Origin of the sequence: Pseudomonas yamanorum (assembly GCF_013386765.1) — a bacterium.
GTDB classification, from domain to species: domain Bacteria; phylum Pseudomonadota; class Gammaproteobacteria; order Pseudomonadales; family Pseudomonadaceae; genus Aquipseudomonas; species Aquipseudomonas yamanorum_A.
The window spans coordinates 1596-2992 of sequence record NZ_JACARE010000080.1 but is presented as its reverse complement, the minus strand read 5'-3'; the positions used below and the strand labels follow the sequence as shown (position 1 = coordinate 2992).

Annotated in this window: 2 protein-coding genes; both read right to left on the bottom strand. The window is 63.1% G+C overall.

What is annotated here, in order from left to right; all coding sequences use genetic code 11:
- Nucleotides 1-53: 53 nt before the first annotated feature.
- Nucleotides 54-881, bottom strand: coding sequence for an ABC transporter permease (locus HX875_RS32295; RefSeq protein WP_177048985.1), 828 nt, complete (start codon nt 879-881; stop codon nt 54-56).
- On the bottom strand, nt 881-1397 hold a 517-nt coding region (locus tag HX875_RS32960; protein ID WP_256348223.1), incomplete at its 5' end, for an ABC transporter permease. The genes HX875_RS32295 and HX875_RS32960, both read right to left, overlap by 1 nt.

Below are 1397 nucleotides of genomic sequence, written 5' to 3'. Positions count from 1 at the left end.
GCGGTCCGCACCGGCCGGCAAGGCGATACGCAGATGCTCAACACTCAATAACGTCATAGCGACCTCCCGGGCTCAAAGGCCACACGCAAACCTTCGCCCACTCGATTGACCGCCAGCACACACAGCACAATCGCCAGCCCCGGCAGGAAACTCATCCACCAGGCATCCCGCAGCAAGCCACGGGAAGCGTTGATCATGTAGCCCCAGCTCATGGCTTCCGGGTCGCTCAAGCCGAGAAACGCCAGGGCCGCTTCGGTGAGGATCGCCGTGGCCATGACAAAGGTCATGGTCACCAAAAGCGGCGCCAGGGCGTTGGGCAAAATCTGCTGGGTGATGATCCCCAGCGGTGACTGCCCCAGCACCCGCGCCGCCTGCACGAATTCGCGCTGGCGCAGGGTCAGGAACTCACTGCGTACCAACCGCGCCACCGCCGGCCAGGCAACGAGTGCGATGGCCAGCACGATCGAGAACAAGGATGGCTCAAGGATCGCCACCAGAATCACCGCCAGCACCAGTTGCGGAATGATCTGGAAGAACTCGGCAATACGCATCAGCACACCGTCAATCCAGCCACCAAAATAGCCGGCAACGGCGCCCACCAGCAGGCCGACCACCAGGGTTGCCAGGCTGGCCAGGGCACCGACCGCCAGGGACACGCGCGCGCCATACAGCAAGCCACTGGCGAGATCGCGACCCAGCAGGTCACTGCCCAGCCAGTGGGCCGAGTCGTGGAATGGCGTGAGCATCGGCTGGCTGTTCATCTCCCACGGCGAGCTGCTGGTCAGCCAGGGTGCAGCGATCGCCAACAGGGTCAGCAGCAGCAAAAACAACGCGCCTGCCAGCGCCGATGGCTGACGTACAAAACGTCGAAAAACCTGCATCAGCCTTGCACTCCTGCACCGATACGCGGGTCGAGAAAGCGGCAGATCACATCGGTCAACACGTTAAACCCCACCACCAGAATCGAGATCACCAGGAAACCGCCCATCAACACCCCGTAGTCTCGTTGCGCCAATGAGTCGTACATCAAGCGGCCAATCCCCGGCCAGGAATACACCACCTCCACCAGCAATGCGCCGCTGGCCAACTGGCCCAATTGCAGGCCGGCAAAGGTCACCACCGGCAACAGCGCATTGCGCAGCACGTGCACATAGAGAATCCGCCGTGGATGCAGGCCCTTCGCATGGGCCGTGCGCACGTACTCCTGGCCGAGGGCGTCGAGCACCGCAGCGCGGGTCAGGTGGATGTACAAGGCGAGGAACAGCACGCTCAACGACACGCACGGCAGCAGCAGGTGCTTGAGCCGGTCCACCAGGGAGAAGTCCTGCGCCACCGTCTCCATGCCGAACGCCGGCAGCCAATCCAGGCTGACGGAGAACAGCAGGATCAGCAGCATC

What these genes read in the sequence shown, in the direction of transcription:
- HX875_RS32295 (WP_177048985.1), bottom strand. Translation starts at nt 881, where the DNA reads ATGCAGGTTTTTCGACGTTTTGTACGTCAGCCATCGGCGCTGGCAGGC.